The sequence below is a fragment of the Pedobacter hiemivivus genome, from assembly GCF_004331685.1.
Taxonomy (GTDB): Bacteria; Bacteroidota; Bacteroidia; order Sphingobacteriales; family Sphingobacteriaceae; genus Pedobacter; species Pedobacter hiemivivus.
Map to the genome: position 1 here is coordinate 239,768 of NZ_SJSM01000004.1, position 22,477 is coordinate 262,244.

General features: G+C 38.9%; 20 protein-coding genes. 5 read left to right on the plus strand and 15 right to left on the minus strand.

Going from position 1 to position 22,477, the window contains the following annotated elements:
* Window positions 1-9: 9 nt before the first annotated feature.
* Genes kdpB through EZ444_RS09590 form a run of 3 tightly spaced genes read right to left on the minus strand, consistent with a single transcriptional unit; the run spans window position 10 to window position 3,857 of the window.
* Window positions 10-2,040, minus strand: a complete 2,031-nt coding sequence (kdpB, locus tag EZ444_RS09580; protein ID WP_131608511.1) for a potassium-transporting ATPase subunit KdpB — start codon at window positions 2,038-2,040, stop codon at window positions 10-12.
* 11 nt (window positions 2,041-2,051) lie between these two features.
* Complete coding sequence (gene kdpA / locus EZ444_RS09585; protein WP_131608512.1) at window positions 2,052-3,770, minus strand: potassium-transporting ATPase subunit KdpA; 1,719 nt, start codon at window positions 3,768-3,770, stop codon at window positions 2,052-2,054.
* Between the two features lie 9 nt (window positions 3,771-3,779).
* Entirely contained in the window at window positions 3,780-3,857 is a 78-nt protein-coding gene (locus EZ444_RS09590; RefSeq protein WP_090784311.1) for a potassium-transporting ATPase subunit F, read from the minus strand.
* A gap of 334 nt (window positions 3,858-4,191) precedes the next feature.
* Between EZ444_RS09590 and EZ444_RS09595 the strand changes: the two genes are divergently transcribed.
* A complete protein-coding gene (locus tag EZ444_RS09595; protein ID WP_131608513.1) occupies window positions 4,192-4,680 on the plus strand; it encodes a hypothetical protein in 489 nt (162 codons plus the stop codon).
* A gap of 216 nt (window positions 4,681-4,896) precedes the next feature.
* Here the strand turns inward: EZ444_RS09595 and EZ444_RS09600 are convergent, their stop codons facing one another.
* Both EZ444_RS09600 and EZ444_RS27375 read right to left on the minus strand, forming a co-directional pair.
* Complete coding sequence (locus EZ444_RS09600; protein WP_131608514.1) at window positions 4,897-6,222, minus strand: sigma-54-dependent transcriptional regulator; 1,326 nt, start codon at window positions 6,220-6,222, stop codon at window positions 4,897-4,899.
* A gap of 20 nt (window positions 6,223-6,242) precedes the next feature.
* Window positions 6,243-7,262: a zinc-binding metallopeptidase family protein gene (locus EZ444_RS27375; RefSeq protein ID WP_205945243.1), complete on the minus strand. Its 1,020-nt coding sequence runs from the start codon at window positions 7,260-7,262 to the stop codon at window positions 6,243-6,245.
* Between the two features lie 103 nt (window positions 7,263-7,365).
* Here EZ444_RS27375 and EZ444_RS09610 point away from each other — a divergent pair, with 103 nt between their 5' ends.
* The 3 genes from EZ444_RS09610 to EZ444_RS09620 all read left to right on the plus strand — a co-directional run bounded on the left by EZ444_RS09610 (window position 7,366) and on the right by EZ444_RS09620 (window position 9,170).
* A complete protein-coding gene (locus EZ444_RS09610; protein ID WP_131608515.1) occupies window positions 7,366-8,016 on the plus strand; it encodes an SCO family protein in 651 nt (216 codons plus the stop codon).
* A 3-nt stretch (window positions 8,017-8,019) separates the two neighbouring features.
* Window positions 8,020-8,442, plus strand: coding sequence for a c-type cytochrome (locus tag EZ444_RS09615; RefSeq protein WP_131608516.1), 423 nt, complete (start codon window positions 8,020-8,022; stop codon window positions 8,440-8,442).
* Between the two features lie 83 nt (window positions 8,443-8,525).
* Window positions 8,526-9,170 (plus strand): hypothetical protein, encoded by a 645-nt coding sequence (locus EZ444_RS09620; RefSeq protein WP_131608517.1) that lies wholly within the window; start codon window positions 8,526-8,528, stop codon window positions 9,168-9,170.
* A gap of 17 nt (window positions 9,171-9,187) precedes the next feature.
* On the opposite strand, the gene EZ444_RS09625 is transcribed toward EZ444_RS09620, so the two are convergent.
* From EZ444_RS09625 to EZ444_RS09660, 8 genes are all read right to left on the minus strand, one after another.
* Window positions 9,188-9,895 carry a LytR/AlgR family response regulator transcription factor gene (locus EZ444_RS09625; protein ID WP_131608518.1) on the minus strand — a complete coding sequence of 236 codons (708 nt, stop codon included), beginning with the start codon at window positions 9,893-9,895 and terminating at the stop codon, window positions 9,188-9,190.
* Between the two features lies 1 nt (window position 9,896).
* Entirely contained in the window at window positions 9,897-10,967 is a 1,071-nt protein-coding gene (locus tag EZ444_RS09630; protein WP_131608519.1) for a sensor histidine kinase, read from the minus strand.
* A gap of 27 nt (window positions 10,968-10,994) precedes the next feature.
* Complete coding sequence (locus EZ444_RS09635) at window positions 10,995-11,801, minus strand: DUF4249 family protein (protein WP_131608520.1); 807 nt, start codon at window positions 11,799-11,801, stop codon at window positions 10,995-10,997.
* Window positions 11,792-14,599: a TonB-dependent receptor gene (locus tag EZ444_RS09640; RefSeq protein WP_131608521.1), complete on the minus strand. Its 2,808-nt coding sequence runs from the start codon at window positions 14,597-14,599 to the stop codon at window positions 11,792-11,794. The genes EZ444_RS09635 and EZ444_RS09640 overlap by 10 nt, the downstream gene beginning before the upstream one ends.
* A 10-nt stretch (window positions 14,600-14,609) precedes the next feature.
* The gene (locus EZ444_RS09645; RefSeq protein WP_131608522.1) at window positions 14,610-15,311 is read right to left on the minus strand and encodes a DUF4397 domain-containing protein; all 702 of its coding nucleotides are present in this window, start codon (window positions 15,309-15,311) and stop codon (window positions 14,610-14,612) included.
* A 169-nt stretch (window positions 15,312-15,480) separates the two neighbouring features.
* Entirely contained in the window at window positions 15,481-16,797 is a 1,317-nt protein-coding gene (locus tag EZ444_RS09650; protein ID WP_131608523.1) for a PepSY-associated TM helix domain-containing protein, read from the minus strand.
* A gap of 46 nt (window positions 16,798-16,843) precedes the next feature.
* On the minus strand, window positions 16,844-18,067 hold the full coding sequence (locus EZ444_RS09655) for a DUF4374 domain-containing protein (RefSeq protein ID WP_131608524.1): 1,224 nt from the start codon (window positions 18,065-18,067) through the stop codon (window positions 16,844-16,846).
* 27 nt (window positions 18,068-18,094) lie between these two features.
* On the minus strand, window positions 18,095-20,458 hold the full coding sequence (locus tag EZ444_RS09660; protein WP_131608525.1) for a TonB-dependent receptor: 2,364 nt from the start codon (window positions 20,456-20,458) through the stop codon (window positions 18,095-18,097).
* A 116-nt stretch (window positions 20,459-20,574) separates the two neighbouring features.
* Between EZ444_RS09660 and EZ444_RS09665 the strand changes: the two genes are divergently transcribed.
* Window positions 20,575-21,072 carry a helix-turn-helix domain-containing protein gene (locus EZ444_RS09665; RefSeq protein ID WP_131608526.1) on the plus strand — a complete coding sequence of 166 codons (498 nt, stop codon included), beginning with the start codon at window positions 20,575-20,577 and terminating at the stop codon, window positions 21,070-21,072.
* Window positions 21,073-21,384: 312 nt separating this feature from the next.
* Here the strand turns inward: EZ444_RS09665 and ppnP are convergent, their stop codons facing one another.
* Window positions 21,385-21,687 (minus strand): pyrimidine/purine nucleoside phosphorylase, encoded by a 303-nt coding sequence (gene ppnP / locus EZ444_RS09670; protein WP_131608527.1) that lies wholly within the window; start codon window positions 21,685-21,687, stop codon window positions 21,385-21,387.
* 67 nt (window positions 21,688-21,754) lie between these two features.
* Complete coding sequence (locus tag EZ444_RS09675; protein WP_131608528.1) at window positions 21,755-22,441, minus strand: Uma2 family endonuclease; 687 nt, start codon at window positions 22,439-22,441, stop codon at window positions 21,755-21,757.
* Between the last annotated feature and the right edge of the window lie 36 nt (window positions 22,442-22,477).

Consider the following 22,477-nt stretch of genomic DNA (forward strand, 5'->3'; position numbering starts at 1 on the left):
TTTTATGTTTTAAACAAATAATCCAACAAACAAATCAATTAACTTGATGCCAATAAATGGCACAATAACACCTCCTAATCCGTATATAAACAGATTTCTACGCAACAGTGCAGTAGCTCCTATAGGCTTATAAGCCACACCTTTTAAGGCCAGAGGAATCAAGAAGGGAATAATGATGGCATTAAAAATTACGGCCGATAGAATCGCACTTTCCGGAGTATGCAAGCCCATGATATTCAAATGTTCCAAAGCAGGAATAGATGCGATAAACAAGGCTGGCACAATGGCAAAATACTTGGCCACATCATTGGCAATAGAAAAGGTTGTTAATGTACCACGAGTGATCAGCAGCTGTTTACCTATTTCAATAATCTCAATCAGCTTTGTCGGATCATTATCCAAATCCACCATGTTACCAGCTTCTTTAGCTGCTTGCGTTCCACTATTCATCGCTACACCAACATCAGCTTGCGCCAAAGCAGGAGCATCATTGGTACCATCACCCATCATCGCTACCAGCTTACCTAAAGCTTGCTCTTCTTTGATGTAGTTCATTTTATCTTCAGGCTTAGCCTCTGCAATAAAATCATCAACACCAGCTTTTTCGGCAATAAACTTAGCAGTAAGCGGATTGTCACCAGTTACCATCACTGTTTTTACACCCATTTTACGCAAGCGTTCAAAACGCTCGCTAATGCCTGGTTTAATAATATCCTGTAATTCAATTACCCCCAATGCTTTTTCATTTTCGGCAACGACCAATGGCGTTCCGCCATTACTAGCTATGGCTTTTACCTGATCCTCAATGTCTATAGGGAAAGGATTACCTGCCGTCAGAACGATGTTTCTAATCGAATCAAAAGCCCCCTTCCTAATCCGTTTACCATCTGGCGTATCGATACCACTTGATCTGGTTTCGGCTGTAAACTTGATGAACTTAGCGCCCTCAGGTGCTGTAGTCAAAACATGGGTGTCTTGAACCCCTGCAAGTTCTACAATAGACTTCCCTTCGGGGGTCTCATCTGCCAAAGAACTCAATACACAGGCATCCATAAAGTTTTTAATCATCACGCCTGCTGTAGGATAAAAATTGGTTGCCTTACGGTTACCAATAGTGATGGTACCTGTTTTATCTAACAGCAGCACATCAATATCACCAGCCGTTTCTACTGCTTTACCGGATTTAGTGATCACATTGGCACGCAATGCTCTGTCCATTCCAGCGATACCAATGGCAGAAAGTAAACCACCAATGGTGGTAGGGATTAAACATACAAACAGGGAAATTAATGCTGCAATTGTAATAGGTGTATTCGCATAATCCGCAAAAGGCTTTAAGGTTACACATACAATGATAAACACGAGTGTAAAACTGGCCAACAAGATCGTTAATGCAATCTCGTTAGGTGTTTTCTGACGAGATGCCCCTTCTACCAGTGCAATCATTTTATCCAAGAAGCTCTCGCCGGGCTGTGTGTTCACCTGTACTTTAATCTCATCGGATAACACTTTAGTACCACCGGTTACAGATGATTTGTCACCTCCAGATTCGCGGATCACAGGAGCGGATTCACCGGTAATGGCCGACTCATCAATGGTAGCGATACCTTCAATAATCTCACCATCGGTGGGTATGGTATCGCCTGCTACACATATAAATACATCACCTTTTTTAAGCAGATTAGAAGAGCGAATTTCAGTTTTACCATCGGCCAAGAGCACTTTTGCGGGAGTTTCTTCTCTTGTTTTCCTCAAACTATCGGCTTGTGCTTTACCTCGCGCTTCGGCAATCGCCTCCGCAAAGTTGGCAAAAAGAACAGTAAGCAATAAGATCAGGAAGATCAGGAAGTTGTATAAAGGCGAACCTTGATCAGTATGCGTAAGCGAGTAAATCGTAACATAAGCCATCACAAGCGTACCGATCTCGACGGTAAACATCACCGGGTTGCGAACCATAACCCGTGGATCTAGCTTGATAAAGGATTGTTTCAATGCAGTTTGCACTAAAGCAGGTTCAAATAATTTATTAGAAGTTTTCATTTGAATATTTTCTATTTAAGCATCGTAAAGTATTCTGCCAATGGACCTAAAGCCAGCGCAGGGAAATAAGAAAGAGCATTGAGCACCACAATAACTGCAAAGGTCATTAAGCTGAAAGTCAGTGTATCTGTTTTTAATGTACCAGCAGATTCAGGAATGTGTTTTTTAGCACCTAGCAAGCCTGCAATGGCTATAGGGCCTATAATAGGTAAGAAACGACCTAGCATCAATACAAATCCAGTAGCTACATTCCAGAACACATTATTATCGCCCAAACCTTCAAATCCTGACCCATTATTGGCATTAGATGAAGTCATTTCGTACAACATTTCTGAGAAACCATGAAAGCCCGGATTATTTAACCAATTTTTAGGTTGTACGGCCCAGGCTGCCTCACCATAATTGGTAAATACATAACTCGCAATTGCTGTACCTGCAAGAATTAAGAAAGGACTCAACAATGTAACCAAGGCAGCTATTTTAATCTCCCTGGCTTCTACTTTATGGCCCAAAAACTCGGGTGTTCGGCCAACCATTAATCCGGAAATAAATACGGCTATAATCAGATAGATGAAATAATTGAGGATACCTACCCCACAACCACCATAAAAGGAGTTGATCATCATACCCAACAATTGCCAAACACCAGTAAGTGGCATGGTACTGTCGTGCATACTGTTTACCGAACCTGTAGAAATAATCGTTGTTACGGTACTCCAATATGCGGATAAGGCCGGACCGAAACGAACCTCTTTACCCTCCATAGCCCCTGTAGTCTGCGAAATACCCATTTTTGCAATGGCCGGACTCCCGCCAAGCTCCGAGCTAAGCGTAGGAATGAGCAAGAGTAGCATCCCAATAGTCATTACGCCAAATATCATCCAAGCTAGTTTTTTGCGTCTGATGAAATAACCAAAAGCAATAACCATGGCAATCGGAATAACTACCTGAGCAAACAACTCAACTACAGCAGTAAGATAACTCGGATTTTCTAACGGATGTGCTGAGTTTACACCAAACCATCCACCACCATTTGTACCCAGATGTTTGATGGCAATAAATCCAGCTGCCGGACCGCGAGATACATTTACGGTATCACCCTGTACTGATATAAATTGATCTTTACCTTCATAACTGGTCGGTGTACCATTGAAAGCTAAAACTAAAGCGACAACTAATGATAAAGGCAATAACAAACGAGTGATCGATTTTACAAAGAAATCCCAGAAGTTACCCAGCTTAGCTGATGTTTTATCTCTAAAAGCCTTAAATAAAACCACTGCAGCAGCAATACCAGTCGCACAACTTACAAACTGTAAGAACATCAATACAAAATGCTGAGTTAAATAACTCACGCCACTTTCTCCAGAATAATGCTGCAGATTACAGTTTACCACAAAACTGATTACCGTGTTAAAGGACAAATCTGGCGACATACCCGGATTTCCATCAGGGTTTAGCGGCAGTTTATCTTGATATAGCAGCACAAAAAATCCGTATACCAACCAAACCAGGTTAATCGTTAGCAACGCTTTTAAATGTTGCTTCCAATTCATTTCTTCTTTGGGATTAATACCGGATAATTTAAATATGCCGTTTTCAATAGGTTTTAGAAAGTCTGTCCAGACCTTCTCTCCGGCAAAAACCTTTGCAAGGTATTTGCCCAGCGGAATGGCTATAGCCAGCGTAAGCAGGTAGGTAGCGATAATTCCAAGTAATTCAGTGTTCATAGCTATTAATTAAAATTTTTCGGGTTTAATGAGCACGTAAATCATATAGATGAATACGGCTAATGCGATAATGAATAATGCGATCATAATTTTTTAGATTTTCTCGAACCAGTCGATTGATTTGTAAAACACCCAGCAGAGTAGCAGCAGGGCAAGAAGCAAAAGGATTGTTAACATAATTGTGTTGTTTTTGATGAGCAATAGCCAATTGGCATACCACAATCAGGAAAAATGAGTCAAACCACTGATTATCAACAAACAACAATATTAAACAAGAATAAGTTTTAGAGTACCAAATAAAAAACCCTTCCAAAATGGAAGGGTTTTTTACCGTTTTGATAAGGTAGATTTTTTTGAACTTTATTAGATTTATGTTAATTTCCGCATTAATTAACAATCTGTTAAGCGTAAAACAATAACTATGAAATACTTTATTTTGCTCGCCCTAGGCACTTTCTTGCTAACCAGTTGCAGTAAACAAGCTGCTCCACCCATGAAACAAGAATCAAAAATCACCGTAAAAAAGAACGACACAGCTTGGGAAAGTGAGGGCGTTTATGCCAGCTATAATGTGGATGACGATCTTGTTCATGTCATGTCAGGAAAAGACAATGAGTCTTTTACAATCTCATTTAAAAAAGGTAGCATTCCCGTTAATGGAATAATGAAAGATTTTTCGTCGGGTGTTACTATTGCACCTTACAAAGCCAGTGCCGTTATTTCAGATAGCTATATGCTTGATACAACTAAAGCGAATCAACTTAAAATACTCATCATTGACAATCCTGAGAAACGCGTAGCGGGGGATTTTACCTTGTATCTTAAAAGAAACAAACAAAATTCCTCCCAAGAAATTAATGTTTTCAAGGGACGCTTTGATGTTCGGTATGAGCCATTCTCTTTAAAATAATCTTATATCTGCTCCTTCTTCATCAAATCTTCATCTTAAATGACTTATATTTGTGGTGAGAGCGTTAATTGGCAGCCTGTACTATTAGTTTAGTACGGGCTGTTTTTTTTTAGGCATTTTTTTTAAAAGAAAAATTACCTTCTCTGAGGCGGCCTCAGGCGCTGTTGCCCTTCAGCAACAGATGCCAGACGCAGAAGAGAATGGTTATTTTTCCTGTTATTTTTCAATTTTTCTATACAAGGTCGTCAAGCCAATCCCCAGCAAACGAGCCGTTTCAGTTTTATTACCCCCAGTATACTTGAGTATCTTATCGATGTGCTGCTTCTCTACATTTTCCAATTTCATCATATCCCCTTCAGTAGCCAATTCCGTTGCATGAAATTCATACGGCAGCAAATTTGCACTAAGTAAAGAACCATCGGCCAAAATCACCACCCGTTCCATTACGTTTTTCAACTCTCTGATGTTACCTTTCCAGGAATGCTTTAACAGTAATTCCTCAAACTCTTCATCCATCGTAAAGGCGGGCTTATTCACTTTATTAGCAAACTCCTTTAAATAATGTTTAGCTAGTAATAGTATATCAGATTTACGTTGTGATAAAGGTGGCAATTCAATAGAAAATACGGAAAGGCGATAAAACAAATCTAATCTGAATCTACCTGCCTCAGCCTCCTCTTTTAACCCCCTATTCGTAGCTGCTATAATCCGTACATTGACTTTGCTGGTCTGCGTATCTCCGACCTTAATAAAAGTCTGGTTTTCGAGAACCCGCAGTAATTTAGCTTGTAAATCCAGATTCATCTCTCCTATTTCGTCCAGAAAGATCGTTCCTTCATTGGCTTCTTCAAGTAATCCTTTTTTGTCCTTAATGGCACCCGTAAAAGCGCCAGCCTTATGGCCAAACAATTCACTTTCTAATAACTCATGATTAAAGCCACTACAGTTTACGGCTACGAAAGGCTTCAGTTTACGCAAACTTTCGTAATGTATGGCCTGGGCAAAGACTTCCTTCCCCGTTCCAGTTTCTCCCAGTAAAAGCACCGTCGTATCTGTTGAGGCTACTTTTTGAGCAAGATTTATTGCCTCTTGTATCGCTTTGGATTGTCCTAATATGCCACTAAAGCTGTACTTCTTAACCACTTTGGTCTCCAATTCGCTTACTCTATATTGAAGCTTTGCTTTATCAAGTGCCTTATAAACTAGTGGAATGATCTTATCATTATCGTCACCTTTGGTGATGTAATCAAAAGCCCCATTGCGCATAGCCATTACCCCATCAGCAATGGTACCAAAAGCAGTGAGGTTAATCACCTCAGCATAAGGCCTGATTTTCTTGATTTCTTTAACCAGCTCCACACCATTAATATCAGGAAGTTTTACATCACTAATCACCACATAAACCTCATTATTGGCCAGTATCTTTAGTCCTTCTTTCCCCGTGCCAGCTTGAAAAACCTTAAAGCCTTCCAGTTCTATAATGCGCGCCAGAAGGCTGCAAATCTTTTTCTCGTCATCTATAATTAGAACCGTGTACTGCATAGCTGATAATTTCAACAATATTAGTAATTATTCGAGACAAAGCAGTCCTTGTAAACGCCATCATCAGTTAATGGCAATTTAAAAGCCTCCTCTCTAACTGTGAATTTACACCAGGTATGGTTTTTAATTACATTTAAAATTTCCTTTGCAGTATAGCTATGGTCGTAACTAATCTCCACCGTAAAATTATACAGTCCACCACTAACCTTCATCTTTACCGGGCTAGGAAGGTTCCCTTCTATCGGGAAAACGTACTCATTAAACCACTTAATATCTGTTAACGCAGTACATAGTGCATTTGTTCCCATAGCATCAGGCACCAAACTATGCCTTGGATAGGCTACGCAGTCCAATACCATGATCAATTCCTCTGTAGCTCTTTTCTCTGCAGCTAGTTCCGCTTTTTCCTTTTGAGGATCAAAAAGCATGGCTGTACACAAGCAGTTGCATCGTTTCTTGTTTTCAAGGATGTTATAATTTACACAGCTCTTGCAACCCTCCCAGAAACTATTGTCCTGCGTGATTTCAGCGAAGCTGACAGGCTCAAATCCCAATCTACTGTTTAGCTTCATAATGGCTGCCCCCGATGTGATACTGAAAACTTTAGCCTCCGGATACATCCTACGCGATATCCGGAATACCCTTTCCTTAATGGCTTTTGCAACACCTGCATTACGGAACTTTGGTGCAACGATCAATCCCGAATTGGACACATAAGCACCCCCTTCCCAAACTTCAAAATAAGAAAAACCAACCCATTCACCTATCCCAGTAACTGCAATTACAGCTTTCCCTTCCCGCATTTTAGTGACGAGCGATTCCGGGCTACGCTTTGATATACCCGAGCCGCGCGCTATGGCCGACTCCTCTGTCTCTTTCGCTATCTCGGCAGCATACCTCGCATCATTTAAAGTAGCAACACGTACAAAAATCATTTGATTTTCCATGATAAGTTCATTTTTATCAGGAGCCTGTTCAAAGTAGATGCCCAATCGTGCCACAATTGCAAAACAAGCCTCAGTACTACTAAAAAGGTCCATAATTTATTTCATGACGCTTTTATGGCAATAGTATACCTTATCAAAACGGTAGGGTTAATTTCATTTTAATTACATTTGCCCTTCTTCAATTATCATTATTCTTATGAAGCTACAATTTTCTATCCCGCTATCTTTATTCGCCGCCATTGTATTATTCAGCTCTTGTCAGGGCGAGAAAAAGTTACCCATATTAGGCCCGAGATCAGTAGAAACAGTTACAAAACCTGATGGCTCTACTGGTACAGATACGGTGTATAAAACGATACCTGCATTTAGCTTTTTAAATCAGGATTCAGTAGCCATTACGAACGATAAGTTTAAAGATAAGATTTACATTGCCGACTTCTTTTTCACTTCATGCAGCACCATATGCCCTACTATGCATAGAAACATGAAGGAAATATTTGAGAAATACAAAGACAATCCAGAAGTAATGTACCTTTCGCATACCATCGACTTTAAATATGACACTCCCTCTGTACTGAAAAAATATGCGCAGAAACTAGGCGTAGATGATGGCAGATGGCAATTTGTGCATGGTAGCAAAGACAGCGTTTATAAAATTGCTGAAAAAGATTACCTGGTAGCCGTTATTGAAGATAGCACAGCAAAAGAGGGTTATATACACCAAGGTTGGTTGGTATTGATCGATAAGCAAAAACGCATCCGCGGTGCTTACGATGGTACAGATGCTAAACAAGTTGCTCAATTGATGAAAGACATCCCAGTTTTATTGTCAGAAGATAAAAAATAAGCTATGCGCAGGTTCCTGATTGGTACGTTGTTTCTATTTATGTTAGCTACCATCATCTATTCTTGTCAGGATGCCGGACAGATTAAACAAGATGTTTACTATGTGAATGGCAGAGACCTTTACATTAAGCATTGTCAAAATTGCCACGGTGCCAAAGGCGAAGGTCTTGGTGCCTTAACCCCTCCGCTTACAGACACCATTTTCTTAAAAGAAAACAAGCAAAACTTAGCCTGCTTTATTAAAAATGGTATAAAAGACACCATCACTGTGAGCGGACAAAAATATGAAGGCTCCATGCCCGCCTTTCCAGAGTTGTATGATATAGATATCGCCCAGGTAATGGTTTACATCACTAATTCATTTGGTAATAAGCAGGGTATGTATACAGCTGAAGAGGTATCCACAGTGCTTAAAAACTGCAAATAAAAAAGCTGTGTATGCTAATTATTACACAGTAAATCATTTTTTTTCTCTATCATTGGTTTACACACTAATGAAACATTTACATCATGAAAAGACTACTTCTATTAGCCATAGCTACGGCTTTTGGCACTTTGTGCTACGCGCAGAAACCTTACACTAACCCTAATTTCAAACAGCTGAGTAGTCAGCACAAACTGATAGCAATTTTACCTGCTGATGTAAAAATTACCTACAAGGCCCAACCCAGATATTTTGACTATGAGGCTAACAGAGATAAAGAGAATGAATTGGCCTACAAAGTACAATCCGCCCTCTATACCTTTTTGCTAGAGCGTGAAATGAAAAGCGCTATCGGTTTTCAAGACCTGGAGAAAACTAATTTGCTACTAAAAAGAGCTGGAATGATAGATAGTCTTAAAAGCTTCAGCAAAGATGAAATTGCAAAAGCGCTGGGCGTTGACGCTGTAGTTTCTGAAAATTACGAGCTGGAACATTTTAATGCAAGGCCAGATCGCACAAACCCTGGTCCTACAGAAAGACCATCAGCTCTGGCAGCACCTGCAAACGTTACAGGTTCCGCGACTTTAACAGTGCTCTTAAATGACAGCACAACTGGAAATTTGCTGTGGAGATTTTACACAAATGACCGCGACTTCGATGTGTTTTCGACTATGGACACGATAGAACGCGTTGCTAAAAAGCCAGTCAAGAATTTCCCTTACGCTAAGTAAAATATCTAAAAACTAGCCTACAAGTTTTTGTCGGCTATATAAGTTTGCAAAGAATTCCGATAGGCTTCCCCTATCGGAATTTCTATTCCCGCTACCACCAGCTGCAACTTTTGTACGGATTCTATCTTATCAAGTGCAATAATGTATGATTTATGCACACGCATAAAACGTTCTGTTCCTAAGCGTTCCTCTATATTTCTCAGGCCCATCCTGGTAATTACAGGCTTACCTCCTTCAACATTTATGCGGACATAATCCTTCATGCCCTCAATAAACATGATGTCCTGTATTCTGATCTTAACCAATGAGTAGTTGGCATTTACGAAAAAGTGATCATTTTCCTGAACAGATAATCTGCCTGTAGGTTGTCTCAGCTGAAATAAATCATGGGCTTTCTGTACAGCCTTTAAAAGTCTGGAAAAAGGAACAGGTTTTACCAGATAATCTACCACATCCAGGTTAAAACCATCCAGGGCATGTTCACCATAGGCAGTTACCAGTATAACCATCGGCGGATTACTTATAGAACGTAACAAATCCAGGCCATTTATACCAGGCATCTGTATATCTAAAAACATCAAATCAACTTTTTGTGTTTTTAATATCTCCAGCGCCGCCATAGGCTTACGACAAGAAGCAACAATATTCAAATAAGGAATTTGTTTAATGTTATCTTCCAACAAATCCAAGGCAGGACGCTCGTCATCTATCAATATACAATTCATGCTATAAATCTATTTGAAGTTTAACGGTAAAAGTATCTTCCGTTTGTACAATGGTAAATGAATAGTGATTGGGATAAAGCAGTTCCAATCTTCGGCGAACATTAGCTAAACCTATACCTGATGAACTTTCCTGAGCAGAGATACCTTGCGGAGCAATACCATTTACAACCATCAAATGTAACTCATCTTTATCTTCCGGAATAGAAAGCAAAACATCAATAATTGGATCTTCAAGTGTACCTATACCATGCTTGAATGCATTTTCTACAAATGGGATCAACAGCATTGGAGCAATTGTATAACGTTCAAAAGCACCGGATAGATAGAGATTAATTTTCACATCGTCACCAAAACGGAGCAATTGCAGATTAATATAATTCTTCAGATAGGCAACCTCATTAGCCAAACTGATCTGAGGGGCATTGTTATCATACAGCATGTAGCGCATCAATTGGGATAGCCTGATCAGTGAAGGTTCAAGTAATTCCGACTTCTTCCTGGCCATAGAAACCAATGTATTCAACAAGTTAAACATAAAATGCGGACTGATCTGTGAAGATAAAAACTCCAACTCTGTTTTCAAGTGAATCCGTTCCCGCTCTTCGATCAGCCTGTCACGATCCTGTTTATCCGTATATAGCCTATAGCAAAAACTAACCATAATCACAAAAGCAAAAGGTAATAAAGCAATTGGTGGTCCAGGCATGAACCCATGTCCCATTCTTCCATGTGGCATCATTCTTGGCGGTGGAAAATTAGGTCTGGCAAACCTGGGCATTTCTGGCATTAAAAGGTTATTAGCCACAATAAACAGACCTAAACACCCCAGTAATAATCCTAGATAAATCAATGTTCCATATTTCTTTTCTCTTACCGGATAGATGAGATAAGTATGAACATAAAATACAACCACTAAAAGGCTGTTTGTAACAAGCTGACTTTTTAGAAAACCATTTCGCATCTCGGGAGGTAAATTTACTACCCTCGAGAAAAATGGCAGACTCAGTACAACCAACCACAACAATAATGGAACTAAAGCATTCAGTAAACGTTTGTATCTTGATTTTTCCATTAAACTGCTCAAATGTAAAATAATAATTTATTGATAGACCAACAAATCCAGCGTATCCGCCTGCATAGCAGTAAAAATACCTAAACCGTTCTGAACATTTGTATATGGATTAGTTAGGTTTAGAGAAGTCCCACCACCACTATTCAATGCATCACTATATTCCTTATTGATCCGAAAGAGCAGCACCTTATAGTTTCCCGAAAAATTAAACATCATCTGCTGAGTTTGATAGGTAGACACCTGACCTAGAATCGCTTCCGAATCAGCATATGGCCTGGTATCACGGGTATTAATCCGCGTTGGATAAGTATCTATGTTTTTCATCATCATCATATAATAACCTCCGTCGTTGTTATTCCATTTAAAGGTAACCGGCACAAATGCCTCCGGCTCTGTACCGAAAGAAAATACGGGTACTTTCTGGCTACTGGCCGACACCGTAAAGCCTATCGGTTTGTCTGGCATGGTCGTCTGCGCACTGATTGTCTTGTCCAGATAGCTAAAACTTAAAGAATAGGTTCCTTTATCTTTTACAAACCCTGCATCAGCATATTCATATACCCCATCTGTGCTTTCAGTAAGCGCTACTGTATTTGTCCCATCAGATACTTTGAGTTCTAAATCTTTAATGGGGAAGCCATAAGAAATCGTATCATCCAGGTATTTCTGATAATATACTTTCACCAGTAAAGGAACTCCGGGACTAAGGTAAGCCTGCACTACAGGACGAGCATAATCTGCAATTGCTGCATCTTCCTTTTTACAAGCTAGCAGACCGCTAAATGCCATTATAAGAACGACAGTGCTACATTTAATATATTTTATTATTTCCATTTTAAGCTAAGTGTAATGTTTGGAGTAAGACCTAAATAATTTACATTGGAGGTAACTACCTGATTATTTACAATATTGTATTGTTTATACCATACATTAGATCGGTTGTAAATATTGAATAAGGAGAATCCAATACTGCCGGTCTTACGACTATCTACTTTAATCAGGTCATAGGTAATTGAGGCGTCCAGCCTATGATAATCCGGCATACGCAAAGCATTCTTTCCACTGATGGTTAAAAAAGTACGACTATTACCACTATAATCATCAACCGTATAGCTACTTAATGGTGCTGTATAAGGTTTTCCTGTCGCAAAGATCCAGGTTGCAGAGAAAGTCCATTTACCGTAATGATATAGATTTACAGACTTAAACTCATGGCGTGTATCCTGGCTTGCAGGAAATTCACCACCGTAAGCATCAAAATTATTGGTTGCGTTGGCTAAGGTATAACTGATCCATCCCGTATACTTTCCCCTTGTTTTCTGAAGCATAAATTCGAGGCCTTTGGCATAACCGCTACCGTTGTAAAAATGCTCTTCAAGCGTAACATTCTGGCCCGGTCTTCGGCTGCCAGTCAGTCTTTGTGAATATTCGGATAAGTTGTCCAGTTGTTTATAATATCCTTCAATATCAACTAAAAACTGACCTGTTTCATAACTCAAGCCCGCTATGTAATGGTTCGCCGAACTTACAGGTATAGAGGTACCATTTGACAGTACCCAGAAATCACGGCTTCCGGAAAGAATATCTTCTCTGAGTACCCTATTGGTAAATTGATAAAACTTGCCTGTTGATGCTTTTAAAGTTAATTTATCAGTTAAAGTATAAGTGGCCGAAAAACGAGGTTCAAAATATAGTTTACCTGTCTGATCATATAGCGTACTTCTCAATCCTCCTTTTACCTGAATTTTATCGGTCAGATCACTTTCGAGTTCTCCGTAGGCCCCAGAGGTTATTGCTGAAGTGTTTTGGTCAATCAGCTTACTGGTATCACTTTGGCTGCTTTCGTAGGTAACATGTTGCCGCGATGCAAAGCCCCCAAACAAAACTTTAACCTTTGCCCCCATCTGGTATTCCCAATCTGACTTTAAACTAAAATCCTTTAGTTTATTCTTTTCAAAAGTACCTGTACTAATTTCCTCATCATTACCATCCTCATCCTGAACAGTCACTTTGGAACTATTGTCTCTGTCACTATGGTAAGTTGAGTAACTGAGCAATGTATTTGAGTACAATTTGGAGCTCCATTTACTGGACCATTTAAAACTGGATCCAAGGTTACCATACGTAGTTTTATCTGACATGGTTATATCCCTGCCACTGTTTATTGCAGATGGAAGCGTCAAACTTCTACTGTTATCCAGGTTGTCATTTCCCTGATAAATACTCCAGGAAAATCTGTTTTTCTGATCAGGCGCATAAGTATATTTTGCATTCAAATCGTAGAAATAAGATGATGGGGTACTTACAGAAGCTGCATTTCCGCCAAAACCACCTCCACCACCACCTGGAGGCCTACCAGGTCCCGCTCCCCCTGCAGCACCACTCCCGCCTGCCGTAGCTGTACTCGTGTTAAATTTATTAAAGATCTTATCATACAAAGGTCCCTGGTAAGAACGCCGATAGGCCAATAACAATGTTGATTTGTCATTCAAAGGTTTTTCAACAAAAACATTTGCACTCAGTAGACTTAAATCACCCGCAATATTAGTTTCTTTACTATTGCCTTCCTTGCCTACAATATCAGTTACGCTGGATAACCTTCCACCATATTTCGCAGAAAAACCACCCTTATACATGGTGACATCTTTAACTGCATTGCTGTTAAAAGCACTAAAAAAACCATAAAGATGGTCAACCTGGTACACCGTAAAACCATCAAAGAGAACCAGGTTCTGATCAGGCGTACCACCACGCACATATGCTCCTGAAGAAGATTCGTTACTGGCACTGATGCCGGGCATCAATTGAAAAGACCGTAGAATGTCCTTCTCTCCGATATTCGGTAATTCCTCCAGTTTTGAAGGTGAAATTTGTAACACACTAACCCTTCGCTTATCAGTACTCATTAAGCCCTCAGTACGCTTATCTGTAATCACCACCTCATTAAGTGTTTTTAATGCCGGGTAAAGACCAATAATCAACTCTTTTTTAATATTATCCTTATTAAGGTAATAGGTTTCACGCTGATAGCCCACATAATTTACATCAAGCTTACAGGTATCAGAGGGAACAGCTATAAGTGTAAAATAACCATCGGCATTGGTACTACTACTAATACCTAAGTGTTGGACACGAACGATTGCGGAAGGAAGAGATTCTCCACTAGCACGATCAATAATACGCCCTGTGATGTTAAAGGGTTCATTTTTTCGTTTCTCTGTTGTTGTTTGTACCATCTGCTCTTCAGATTTTTGAATCTGAAATGACTTCGTATTGGGAGCCGCCATACTTTGACGCATTTTCTTTAAACGCGCTACGTCTTCCGGAACCCGGATAATGTATACGGTCATATCTGCATCAACCCAATAGTATAGCTTATTCGTTTTACACAACTGAAAGATTACATCTTTAACATTTTCATTATTAAAACGATCTACCACATCATACTTACTCAGGATACTTCTGTCAAAGACAATTTTAATGTCAGAACCCGCCATGATGGTATCCAGTATCTTATCCATTGAGGTGGTATAAAATCCATTTATTGTAGCTTCAGTCTTTAATGGCCGCTGGGCCTTCGCTGTATAGGTAATTAGGATAGTAATCACTATAAGCCATATTTCTTTTCTCATCCTAATCTGATTATAGATTAGTGATTAGCTGGGCTCCAAATGGCTGATCGATCTCGCCAACCGTTATAAGACCTCTGGAAATTATGGTATAATATTTCCCTGCTGTAAGGGTTTGGTCTGCTAGTAGCGCCTTAACAATTCCGTTAGCTTTAAGCTCAAATGAATAAACTTTCGGGTCAATTGCCTGAAAAGCACTTGCCGATTTATATGCCTTATCGCTAATCAACGTTTCCCCGTCACTAACTGATAAATCCAGCGCGGGTGCATCGGGAGACAAGTTGATAAATCTGATAAAGGCCTTTTCTGTCGAGGCCACTGTCATTTCATCTTTGACCAGCAGAACCTCCTGTTTATCTCCTTTATCAATTAAAAATGCAGAATAAGCTTCATTATCTTCCAGACTTACGGTTTTGCTCGTTAATACATTGCTGCTGCTTTCTGTGGTAAAACTTAAAGTATGATCGCCTGCGGTAAGGCTGCTATAAGTTATTACTCCGCCAAAAGCTACTGCTCCGGAAGTATTGTATTTCGTACCATCAAGGTAAATATTATAAGTACCTAATGTAGGAGATGCATTTGCAATGCTAAGGTAAGAATAGGCAACAGACTCAGTTTCTTTTGAACAAGATGCTAATGTTAGTCCAAAAAGGAAAATAGCCCCAATAATAAGCTTACATAATTTTTTAATGCCGGTTTTTGTAGAAATTTTCATCGCAATTAGTTTAAATGTTAATATTTATAAAACTCAACGTCATGTTGATGAAGCGAATTTTAGAAAATATGATGTTAACAAATGTTAATTGAGATCAACTGGCACTAAAATCAGATTAAACCGGTATTTTTTGCGAAGAATAGTAAAAGTTCCTGGCAGAATATAAGTCTTACTCTACCAATTCAACCCTTTTTACCGTCTTCTGCGGAACTTCCTGTGGCTTTACTTTTTCGATAGGATTGCTTTCAATTTTCTTCGCAGGCTTCTTCTTTTTAAACTTCCTGCCGTACCAAACTAAAAAACCAGTTATCGGTAAGCTTGCACCAATTAAAGAGGCCAGAAAAGCCAAAACCTTTCCTGGAAATCCTAGAATGCTGCCCACATGGATATCAAAATTCATTTTGCGCAATTTGGTAGAGAATCCTGCGGTTGCATAATCTGTACTGTATACATCTTCACGTTTAAGTTCTGTTCCAGTATGCTGATCAAATGTATGACCTTGACTATTGTAAAATTGTCCTGTGTTTGGATACACAGTAATGTTAATCGTAGCTTTTGCTGCTGATGTATCAGGAAAATTGTAATAGAAACCCTGAGATTTCGGATGTTTTGTAATTACTTTATTCCAGGCTAAATCCATAACCTGCTCTGGCGTATAAAACTTGTTGGCTTGCAAGGAATCAGACTCCATACGCTTAAATTCGGTTAGCTTTTCCCCTCCAGAAGTTACCCAGTACAACCCTTCACTATACCATTTTATGCCATATACCATTCCGGTAAGCGCTATTGCCAATAAAAACAATAGCGAGTAAAAGCCCAAAACGTTATGCAAATCGAGATTTACACGCTTAAAAGAAGCCCCCCATTTGATTTTAAAACTCTTATCGCTGGTAGATTTGTTCCATTTCTTTGGATACCACCAGATCAGTCCGGTAATCAATAATACCACAAACACCATTGTTCCATAGTTTACAATGGGGCGACCAATCTCATATGGCATCCATAAAAAACGATGGCCATTCAAAATAAACCTAAAGAAGTCAGTTTCACCTTTTTTACGAACTTCCTTGCTCACGATCTCACCCGTATAAGGATTAATTTTAAGGGTAATCCCCCCACCTCTTCTTCCGCCACCACGCGTTCCCTTTTCCTTCTTTTCAACCTTATTCTTTAAATTCAGATTTATGGTACGACCTTGCTGATAATTCGCATAAGCTGGCAGTTTATCGGGGTAATCACGAGCAACTATGGCCGACAACTGTGCCGGGCTAATGACAGGTTTATCCTGTTTTTCAATCTTTGTTTCCGGCGCTAATAAATCATTAATCTCTTCATTAAACACCCAGATACAACCTGTTAAACAAACAATTAAAACAATGATTCCAGAAGCTAATCCCAACCAAAGATGGAGCCATTTGTTGATTCTGGTGAAGAGTGAATCCTTGCTCTTCTTTTTTGCTGGGGTATTTTTAGTTGCCGGTATCATTGTTTTATTCGTTTGGTGTTATAAATTGTATTTTTTGATGAAGGAATTATTTTACGTGCTGAATAGCAGTAATCAATCCACCTTCAACTTTAAGCCCTCTTGTAGCCGTGTGAGTAGAAGCATCCACTTTGTAAACCCAGGTAGTGCCATCTGTAAGGTTTACACCCATATAACCAGTTTTTCCATCTTTAGGGCTGTAGTTATTTACAGTCACATTTACGATGCTAGCAGCGTCAGGAAAACCAGTTACCATTGATACGGTCTTGTTTACCACATCTACAATAGCCAGGCGCTTACCATCAACATAAGCGCCAGTTGTAGCCTTTACCTCCAGGTTAGCAATGAATTTATTTTGACCAACATATAACCAGTTCGTAATTACATATCCGTTAGAAGCCGTTTCGAAGTTCATTAAATAAGTCTGGTCAAATTCAGTTGTACCAGCTTTAATACGGGTAATAGACGATGGTTTAGTAGAAGTCAGCACACCACCTTTTTGTGCTACAGAAGAAGAAAAGGCATAAGTATCCCCATTTTCAACTACAGCTAAACCATCAGTAAAGTACCTTCCGATAAAGCTTGTACGGGTATCCTTAATTGTTTTTTCATATTGCATAGCAGGATAAGAATAAACTGCGATACCAGCGAAATCAGGATAGTCTGTTTCGAAACTATTGTTTTTAATGCTGAAAAAAGGAGCAAAAATTTTGGTTCCTACCTGCTTAATCCAACTAAAGTGAGCAATCTCTCCGTTTTGAGAAGCAGCAACAGCATCCAATGTACCCTCTGAAGTTTGTACATTAGTTTCTGTGCTCACAATATACCAGTTCGCTAAAGTAGGTCCAGTAGCGGCATAAGCTCTTGGTACTTTTACCATTAAAATATCCTTATTCACAGGAGCGAAAGCATGAACAGTTGCCGCAGTAAAATCACTTAATTTACTGATCTTTCCCTCTTTAACATCATAAACCGTAACCGCACCAGGGTTACCACGACCGTAAAGCATGCTAAAGAATTTTGTACCAGAGGTAACATAGTAACGGTAAGTACCGTCTTGCTCCACACCATTACCGATAATGGATACTTTACCTTCTTCAAGGCTACTTGCAGTAACCAGGTAATCTGCTTTCCCTGTTTGGGCAACCGGGGTAACTGCCAATATGTAGTTTCCAGGGTTTTCAGGAATAACCTCTCTATTATTTTTTTTGCAAGAAGATAAAACAGCGGCGAACATCAGAACGGATAGTGCCTTGGTAATCATTGTTTTCATATCAGTCATTATTAATTGAGTTATTTATTATTGTTGATTTTTATTAAAGAAATATCTAAGGTTTAAGTAGAACCCGCGACCAGGTTTTTGCAGACTGAAGTTATCGTACAGGGGTTTATCCGTAAGGTTTTTCGCCTCTAATGAAATATTGTAACGACCGTTCTTCATGCTGTATACCAGGTTAACATCATGTGCGAGTTGTGTGGGGATTCCGTTTTTATCAGCCATATTACTACTGCCGAGGCTTGGCCAGTACAACCAAAATTGATTGACATAAAGTAGGTTGTACCCTACCGTCAGGTGATTACCTTTTTTTCCGATGTCCCTTAAGGACACACTTGCATCCAGATTCCCAAACAAATATGGAATGTTAGGCATCTGGTCTAAATAGACGTCGCTTTCCGAAGTATATCCATCTTCATATTTCTGCAAATTTTGCAGATATTGATAAGTCATGGTCCCACCAATAGATAACCAGTTTTTATAAGAATATCTTACTTCCCCATCTACCCCAATTGTACTTACTCCCTCTTTGTTGTTAGAGATGGTTTTACCTTGGGCTTTACTCAGGAGATTAATTGTGTTATAAATGAAGTCGCTAGAATACCTGTAAATCCCGTTGGCCGTTACAGAAAAACGATGCTCCTTATTGAGGCTAAATCCATAGACCATTCCTATGTTAAAATTATCGCTCTTTTCCGGTTTCAATGTCGGGTTTGGATCTTGATTTTCTAAATCACCAAATATTTCCGTTGCTTCCGGCATCCGGTTAGCCATTTCATAGGAAGTTCTGACTTGCAGGTTTGGATTGAAAAAATAAGCGATAGCAAATCCATAACCTATTTTTTCAGTAACGTTGTTAAGATTTTTGCTTTCGATGATATTGTTCTGATAAATGTACTTCCCAAAAAAGTTCGCACTCCATTTATTATCAATATCATAACTATAGCCAAAGCCGAGTACATTTTTATCCATCTTTTTAGCTGGATCAAGCTTATCATTAGCAGGGATCAATAAATCTTTCGTTTCACGGTTAAAGGTGGAAAAAACATTGTTGATGGCTACCGAATGCCTTTCGCTGATCTTGTAACTAACCATTGCAGTTGCCAAACCATTATGATTATAGTATTTAGCGTCGGTATGCGCACGTTCACCATAAGCGGCTTTTGGCGTACGTACGCCATACCAATTGTAACTTGCACGAGCAGTATCTATATTCCTTTCAAATCCAAGGTTGTAGTTAGCATTTATGGTAACATCCATCCCTTTTATCAGATTTGTTTTTTTGTATTTAAGTGATGGCATCACAATGTTTCCACGCCTGTGGAATGCACCAAAAACTTCATCTGGACGTGCACCGGTTTGCATTTCTTTATAATTCTGTCCCATTGTGATTCCGAATAATAAATTATCTGCGAAAGATTTATCGATTACACCAACATTTGCAATCAAAGTCTCGTTATGGTATACGTCATGAAACCTGGGTAATGAAATTTCAGGTCCTTGTACATTTGTAAGTCTTGACGGCAATTGCACCTTGTAATTATTATCTGAGTAATTCTGAAAAGCACTTACCTGAACAGTAAAACCTGATTTTGAGGTAGCAGCAGCATTAATCACCCCTCTGTGGGTATTGAACGATCCATATGAGTAAGATGCATCCACATAATTCCTGTGCTTGTTGCCAGTCACAATATTTACGGCACCACCTAAAGCATCAGAACCTAACCACATCGGTACTACCCCCTTGTATACTTCTACACGCTCGGCGACATTGATGGGGATGTTGTTGATTTGAAAAGAAGAACCAAAGTTGTCCATTGGAATTCCGTCAATAAAGTAGCGGATATGCTTACCAGAAAAACCATTTAAGGATATATTAAAACTAGAACCAACACCACCTGTTTCCCTCACCCGCACACCGGCAACCCGATCCAGGGCGCTGGAAATGTCCATTGTTGTATTATATAACTTGGTTGCATCCACAGCAGTTACGTTAAAGGCTTGCCTATTCACTTCTTTAACTGCAGTACGCCCCATCACTACAACTTCTGCAAGGTCATTATGAATAGACTTTAAGTTGAATTTGAGTTGTCTGATGACTGGTGTACCTACTAATACTAGTTTTTGTACAGATTCAACATAACCTAAATACCGAACGCTGATCTTATGGTCGCCTGCTCCAATCTCTTGAATTTTAAATTTCCCTTCAGCATCTGTTAGGGTAGATTTATTGGTTCCTAAAACCTGAATACCTGCTCCAATAAGTAGCTCTCCAGTAGTAGATGTTACTATTCCTTCTATCGTATATTTCTCCTGTGCCTGGGCGAAAAATCCGATAAAAAGAAAGAAAATCAACCATATGTACTTGTAATGAGTAGCAATTCGCATATTATATATATTAACTTTATTTAGATTAATTCTTAATTGACGCAAAAATATATGTTACTTTGTACGATAGTTGCAGTAATGCATACGAATTAAGCAGAGAATTTAAAGGCCCTTATATGGTAGATATTTACATCAAAGACAAGTTTGGAAAATTGATCTTATCTGAAAAAATACAGGCGAAAGAGGATATATATTATGAGAAAACAGTCATAATTGCAAAGAACCAAACGCTTAAAGTAACCATTACTTTAAACACAGCTTTCCCCCCTACTGATCTAGCTTGGACAGAAAAAGAGCTACAAACATTTGATAAAATCATCGAACTGATTAGCAAGGATCTTTCCAGGAATTTTTCTATTGAAGAGTTGGCCGATCATGTTGGTATGAACCGTACCAAATTACAAGCTGGATTTAAACAGGTGTTTAATAAAACCATAAATTCCTTTACGCAGGAATTGAAAATGCAAAGTGCTAAGGACTTGATAACCGGAAATAAGGGCTATAGTTTAAAGGAGATTGCAAGTATGCTAGGTTACAGACATTCCAATCATTTTTCTGTCGCATTTAAGAAGAGATTTAACGTTTCCCCTTCTGTCTTTAAAAAAATTGATTAAAACAAGAGGATTACCTATCTTTTCATAGCATAAGATGAAAAGAATTGAACAGCTGACCTTATTATTAACCAAAAGTTAACAAAACCTTGAATGAGCTATTAACAGGCTCGGGAAGCCCTCTGTTTAAAGAAATATTAAACAAGGAGATAACAGGGATCAAACAGGGACTTAACAGGGACATAACAGGGGCAAATCCTTGTTAAATCCCCAGTACTTCCTTGTTACATTGTAGTTAAATCCATGTTCTTATCGAGACACTTATTATCTCCTTGTAAATTCATTATATGGTGATAAAGCGCTGTGTTTATGCTATTACCCGTAATAACATAAATAAGCTACATCATCATTACATGTCGCTTCAAACGAAGTTCCTGCAGCCACATCAAACGCTTCTTGTTCTGCATATTTTTTAATTGCTCCATCTGCGGTTAGCTTTACCTCCATAATACCTGATATAATGACCATTTTTTCAGGTGATGAGGCCGCAAAAGTATAAGTCCCCTTTTTCATTACACCCACAGTAGCTTTGCCTTTAGCGGTTTCCAATCCAAGGCTTTGAACTTTCCCTTCGAAATATACATTGTGACTTATTGGAGAATTGGTTGAATTACTCATGATTTTGGTTCTATTGTTTAAGGTTAATATTAAAAAGGCAAATGTATTGAAATCAAACAGTTTTTTCTTACTCAACTGTAACAGGAACACTTTCGGGAAGAACCGGAACTTCAGTTTGAAATATTTCATCCAAGTTTAAACTGAAACCGGGTAATATATCAGAAGTAAATTTGTCGCCAACGATAAATGGTGGAGCGGTGAAATAGTTACCCGAATCATTGAGTACATGTTTTAAAAATGTTTTGGTGTTGGGATCAACAATCCAATACTCTTTAACCCCAAATTCCTGATACAATTCATACTTGATCTGCAAATCTTTTTGATTGTTACTCGGTGACAAAATCTCGACCACGATATTCGGGGGACCGATACAACCTTTTCTATCCAGCTTTTGAAGGTCACAGATCACACAAATATCTGGCTGAACTACAGTGTAAATATTTTTATCGTCTTTTGATCCTTTAGGAAACCGAACATCAAAAGGAGCAGAGAAAACAGAGCACTTTTTCCCTTTTAAATGAATATATAGTTCTGCAGCAACTTCCCTTGATACTTCCTGATGAAAGGTTAGCGGAGCACTCATCTCAAAGATCTTACCTCTAATTAATTCTAGTCGTTCCTCGAATTTCCAATTTAGATAATTGGCATAAGAATAAGTTCCTGAAAGATCTATCTCATTGAAATGATGTACAATAGGGTTTCCTGTCTGATAGGGCTTTGTTTTTTTCTGCTTAACTGTTTTCTTCTCGTTCATATCTGGCATTTTTAATTCACCGTAAAGATATAAATA

Coding starts and splice junctions, on each gene's coding strand:
- kdpB (WP_131608511.1), bottom strand. CDS start 2,040: ATGAAAACTTCTAATAAATTATTTGAACCTGCTTTAGTGCAAACTGCA.
- kdpA (WP_131608512.1), bottom strand. CDS start 3,770: ATGAACACTGAATTACTTGGAATTATCGCTACCTACCTGCTTACGCTG.
- EZ444_RS09590 (WP_090784311.1), bottom strand. CDS start 3,857: ATGATCGCATTATTCATTATCGCATTAGCCGTATTCATCTATATGATT.
- EZ444_RS09595 (WP_131608513.1), top strand. CDS start 4,192: ATGAAATACTTTATTTTGCTCGCCCTAGGCACTTTCTTGCTAACCAGT.
- EZ444_RS09600 (WP_131608514.1), bottom strand. CDS start 6,222: ATGCAGTACACGGTTCTAATTATAGATGACGAGAAAAAGATTTGCAGC.
- EZ444_RS27375 (WP_205945243.1), bottom strand. CDS start 7,262: ATGGACCTTTTTAGTAGTACTGAGGCTTGTTTTGCAATTGTGGCACGA.
- EZ444_RS09610 (WP_131608515.1), top strand. CDS start 7,366: ATGAAGCTACAATTTTCTATCCCGCTATCTTTATTCGCCGCCATTGTA.
- EZ444_RS09615 (WP_131608516.1), top strand. CDS start 8,020: ATGCGCAGGTTCCTGATTGGTACGTTGTTTCTATTTATGTTAGCTACC.
- EZ444_RS09620 (WP_131608517.1), top strand. CDS start 8,526: ATGAAAAGACTACTTCTATTAGCCATAGCTACGGCTTTTGGCACTTTG.
- EZ444_RS09625 (WP_131608518.1), bottom strand. CDS start 9,895: ATGAATTGTATATTGATAGATGACGAGCGTCCTGCCTTGGATTTGTTG.
- EZ444_RS09630 (WP_131608519.1), bottom strand. CDS start 10,967: ATGGAAAAATCAAGATACAAACGTTTACTGAATGCTTTAGTTCCATTA.
- EZ444_RS09635 (WP_131608520.1), bottom strand. CDS start 11,801: ATGGAAATAATAAAATATATTAAATGTAGCACTGTCGTTCTTATAATG.
- EZ444_RS09640 (WP_131608521.1), bottom strand. CDS start 14,599: ATGAGAAAAGAAATATGGCTTATAGTGATTACTATCCTAATTACCTAT.
- EZ444_RS09645 (WP_131608522.1), bottom strand. CDS start 15,311: ATGAAAATTTCTACAAAAACCGGCATTAAAAAATTATGTAAGCTTATT.
- EZ444_RS09650 (WP_131608523.1), bottom strand. CDS start 16,797: ATGATACCGGCAACTAAAAATACCCCAGCAAAAAAGAAGAGCAAGGAT.
- EZ444_RS09655 (WP_131608524.1), bottom strand. CDS start 18,067: ATGAAAACAATGATTACCAAGGCACTATCCGTTCTGATGTTCGCCGCT.
- EZ444_RS09660 (WP_131608525.1), bottom strand. CDS start 20,458: ATGCGAATTGCTACTCATTACAAGTACATATGGTTGATTTTCTTTCTT.
- EZ444_RS09665 (WP_131608526.1), top strand. CDS start 20,575: ATGGTAGATATTTACATCAAAGACAAGTTTGGAAAATTGATCTTATCT.
- ppnP (WP_131608527.1), bottom strand. CDS start 21,687: ATGAGTAATTCAACCAATTCTCCAATAAGTCACAATGTATATTTCGAA.
- EZ444_RS09675 (WP_131608528.1), bottom strand. CDS start 22,441: ATGAACGAGAAGAAAACAGTTAAGCAGAAAAAAACAAAGCCCTATCAG.